This is a genomic window from Alteromonas confluentis (assembly GCF_001757105.1).
Classification (GTDB): Bacteria; Pseudomonadota; Gammaproteobacteria; order Enterobacterales; family Alteromonadaceae; genus Alteromonas; species Alteromonas confluentis.
Genome location: NZ_MDHN01000019.1, coordinates 1 through 4255 on the forward strand (window position 1 = coordinate 1; position 4255 = coordinate 4255).

The window sequence follows — 4255 nt, forward strand, 5'->3', positions numbered from 1 at the left end:
CTGTAAAGACCCCATCTGACTTAATGCAGATGGTCAGTCCGGTTTTATCCTCCACACCATTACTGGCTTTCTCAGGCCGGACCTTACTCACTACTACGGCATCATCTGCCACCTCGCACCAACACCTGCCTTGAGTTTCCTCTCGTACAGATGCTTCTGGTTTATCACCAGAGACGGTGTCAGGCTTCCCCAGTTACTGCACTGGCTCCCTGTTAGAAATCCCACCCTCAAGCACAATACAGGACTGACCGAGTATCGGGCTTCACGCTATTTTGCACGCTTACCCTCCTGCATTGCCGAATCAGGTTCACTTTCGTTGTGTACTTCTAACTTCCTATGGCTTCCTTCAGACCCTGCCGTTAGCCAGCAACGCCCTTGCCATTCGGATTATCTTCCCCTCAGTCAGGGTGATTCAGGCTTCTTTCAACCTGACGGGTTTGCCAGCTTCGCTGGGCAAACAAAAAGGCGCTCCGAAGAGCGCCTTTCTTAAAGCGTTAAGCTTATGGGTGGCTTACATCATGCCGAGCAAACAGCTATGAAGCCCTTATTCCTATTGACTTTCAGTTAGTTATGACAACAATACTGTCTACATTTCTGTATACAGGAGAAGTATTTGTGAGCGCACTGAAGGACACTAAGCATTTGAAACTACGTGGAAACATCTGGTGGTATCAACGTCGCGTCCCAAAGCATCTAGCGAACCAGTATCCAGACCAGTCCTTCATTCAAATTAGCCTTGAAACAGGTGACATCCGAGAAGCACGTAAGAAGCGTGATGTTCTTAATGGTGAGATTGAAAGCAAGTCACTTCGGACTATCACGAATACAGATGGTCAACGCTTCAGGGAACTTGTGCGTGAGATGGAGCGAGACCGCGCAAACCATCCAAAGAAATGGGACTTGGCTATTTATCCTGAAAGACTTCAGGAGCAAGGTCAGCAGTTAGAACTTGAAGCTTACATGACCGTTAATGGAGCAAGAGACTTCAGCCGTAAGTATCGCCTGACGATTTTGGACGGTTATGAGATGTGGCTCAATGATGTCGGTCAGAGCAAGACTGAAGAACACAGGCATAAGATCGAGAAAGCTATTAAGGACTTCGGCAAGTTCTGCTTCAAGAACTACGACTGGATTGATTCACCTAACTTAGTGATCGAAGACATAGACCGTAAGCTTGTTTACGCATTCATTAAGCACCTTGGCAAGTCGTACAAGAAGACAACGGTTCAAGGAACAATTAGCCGTATCAACACCATTTGGGCTTATCTTAAAAAGATTGATGAAGTGAAAGGCGACAATCCCTTCCATGACCATATTTACTCAAGCGCAGAGGAAGCACAGTCAGAGAAGCGAGAACCGTTCACTAAAGAAGAGGTGGAAATAATACGTGCCTATAAATGGGAGAAGCCTGTTTATTCATTGCTGGTGGACTTAGGGATTTACACAGGTTGTCGCATCAGTGAACTTTGTAATCTCAAAAAGAAGCATGTTGTCGTTGATGAAGGCATAGTGGCAATTAAAACATTGAGAAAGGTAAGACAAAAGCAGCAACAAGAACAGTGCCTTTACCAGACTTCATGGGTGCTCGCTTGCTTGAACACATCGAAGGCAAGCAAGACGAAGAGTATGTGATTGGTATCAGCAGTAAGACTGCTAGCCGAACCTTTTCAAATTTTAAGACTCGCCATGTCACCAACAACAAACTCAAGAGCTTTCACTCGTTCAGGCACATGTATATAACAGCAATGGAACGAGCAGGTGTTGAGGAGAATGTTACGGCTCAGATAGTTGGTCATGAACGAGGCAAGACCATGTCTTATGGTTACTACTCGAAAGGGCATGAGTTGAAAAGACTCAAGGAAGCAGTGAATAAGGCAGAATTTTTCCTGCCTACTTAAATTGTGTGATTCATAGACATCATTTCACTTTTCTCAGTTGTAGGTCGCGTTGATAATTTGATAGCTGAATGCGCTCGTTCTCAGTTATGTAATCCTCGTGAACCTCTTCCCAAAGTGGGGTTTGTTCAAGTCTTTCACAGACAATATCCATTGGCGATTTTCCCTTGAACGAACCATGTGCCCGTTGCCAGTTGTAGTAATGCTGCCATTCGGGCAATGTTTCGTTTTTCAGTTCGTCTAGATTCAAGTTTACTGTTGAATAAAACTCTTCTTTGTCTGTTCTTTGCGACCTTTCAACCTTGCCATTCAGGTGAGGAGAACCAGGCTTGTTAGGACGAAATTTGATGCCATAATCCATCAGCTTTCGCTGAACTTTCTCTGCGAAGAATTCTGTACCACGGTCGGTTTGTATTCGCTGTATTGGAAATGGCATTTCCTCGATTACCTTATCGATAAAAATAAGGGTATTTGCAGCCGACCTCCGGTTAAACACATCCAGTACGCGATATCTAGAGCAGTCATCAATAGCAGTATATTGGTAAATTCCAGGAGCGATTTTGCATGTATCCATCTGCACTCGATCACCTGGAATAGGTCTTTGGTAACGGATGAAGTCTTTTTTCTTCCGTTGAAATACTATGGGTTTAACGTCATGTCTAGTCAGCACCTTATGTATGGAAGCAAGCGATAATTGAACACTATGTTCGCGAAGGAGTTCATTTTGGATTCTCCGCGCACCAAGCTTCCTGTCTTTTCTCAGGGTTAGAATCCATTCCTCTATCTGATGGTTTATTTTAGCATTTGGCGAGGTATGAGGGCGTTTAGAAACGTCCTGAAGACCGTCTAGACCATTTTCTTTATATCGGTTTAACCATTTACGAAGGGTGGGCCTGGATATACCACACCTGCGGCAAACCAGACCTGCATTTTCAGTTTCTTCGTAAAGCTCAATCCACTTGAGTCGCTGTCTAATTTCTTTATTCATAGAGTCGAATTATATTGAAACGATCTCTATGAATCACACACTTAAATATGTTAACACCAAGCGATTTTGTCGTACTTTAATTACCACGCGATTCTGTCGTAGTCGCTAATTACCAAGGGAAATTGACGGTTATCTTTAACCGTGTTCTTTGAATGTTTTGTTTGTGCATTTGAGGAACGCTAAGGATGATTGTGTTGAATTCCAAAGCTCAATTGACAGTTGATGTCATCGCTAAAGTGGCTGAGCGTAAAATTACGATAGCCAATGCCGCTAAGCTCCTCAATAAATCCAGACGTACTGTTGAACGTTATTTACAGCGTTACCGAAGCCAAGGACTACAGTTTGTTGTTCATGGTAATTCGGGCAGCGAGCCAGTTAATAAAACTCCAGATAGGCTTAAGCAGCAAGTTCAGTCGCTAATTCGCGAGAAATACTATGACCTGAACCTGTTGCACCTTGCCGAGATACTTGAGACGCACGAACACATTGTTGTTAAGCGCGAGACACTGCGTAAATGGGCACATGATATCCATCATGTAAAACGAGCGAAGCGTAGGCGCACCCGTGTTCACAAGCGCAGAGAGCGAATGGAAGCGCCAGGGTTAATGCTGCAAATGGACGGCAGCACACATCGCTGGTTCGGCGATAGAAAGTCGTGTTTAATTGCCATGATTGATGATGCCAACAGCGATATTCATGCTGAGTTCTTTCCGTCAGAAACGACTGAAGGCTGTATGAAAGTAATGCGCTCAGTCGTTGAGAAATACGGTGTATTTAAAACCCTGTATGTTGATCGTGCAGGAATATTCGGTGGCCCTAAGCGCTGCAACTTCTCCCAGATGCAACGGGCCTGTGAGGAGCTAGGCATTGAAATCATCTTCGCCAGTTCTCCTCAGGGGAAAGGCAGGATTGAACGCGCCTTTGATACACTGCAAGACAGGTTGATACCGGAGCTACGACTCAACAATATTACTGACATGACGGGCGCGAATAGCTATCTCCAACACGTCTTCATTCCCCAGTTCTGGCGTAAAAACCTGGTTGTAAAATCAAGATCATCAGACACCGAATATACGCCTGTACCACGCTACGCAAATCTTGATGATATCTGCATCACCAAGGTCTACCGGAAAATACGCAACGACCATACGTTTAGCTACGGCGGAAAACTCTACTTCATCGACTCCCCGCTTAAACACTCAATCGCAAACCAGAAAATTGAAATTCGTACCGGTAAAAATAAGCGGTTCAATGCTTACTTCGCCGGACGAAAGCTACAGGTATCAGAAGTCACTGAGCCTGAAAAATTGTCCTCGGAAGACAATGAGATCCAGAAGAAGCTTGAGGTATTAGCATTGGCTGACAGGCTTGG

General features: G+C 44.7%; 4 protein-coding genes. 3 read left to right on the top strand and 1 reads right to left on the bottom strand.

What is annotated here, in order from left to right; all coding sequences use genetic code 11:
- The first annotated feature begins 615 nt into the window (after window positions 1-615).
- Complete coding sequence (locus BFC18_RS08735; RefSeq protein WP_070125183.1) at window positions 616-1632, top strand: DUF6538 domain-containing protein; 1017 nt, start codon at window positions 616-618, stop codon at window positions 1630-1632.
- Window positions 1578-1898, top strand: coding sequence for a site-specific integrase (locus tag BFC18_RS08740; protein WP_070125184.1), 321 nt, complete (start codon window positions 1578-1580; stop codon window positions 1896-1898). The genes BFC18_RS08735 and BFC18_RS08740 overlap by 55 nt, the downstream gene beginning before the upstream one ends.
- A 19-nt stretch (window positions 1899-1917) precedes the next feature.
- Here the strand turns inward: BFC18_RS08740 and BFC18_RS08745 are convergent, their stop codons facing one another.
- Window positions 1918-2883, bottom strand: a complete 966-nt coding sequence (locus tag BFC18_RS08745; protein ID WP_070125185.1) for an IS481 family transposase — start codon at window positions 2881-2883, stop codon at window positions 1918-1920.
- A 185-nt stretch (window positions 2884-3068) separates the two neighbouring features.
- Here BFC18_RS08745 and BFC18_RS08750 point away from each other — a divergent pair.
- A partial coding sequence (locus tag BFC18_RS08750; protein ID WP_070123143.1) for an ISNCY family transposase occupies window positions 3069-4255 on the top strand: 1187 nt, incomplete at its 3' end.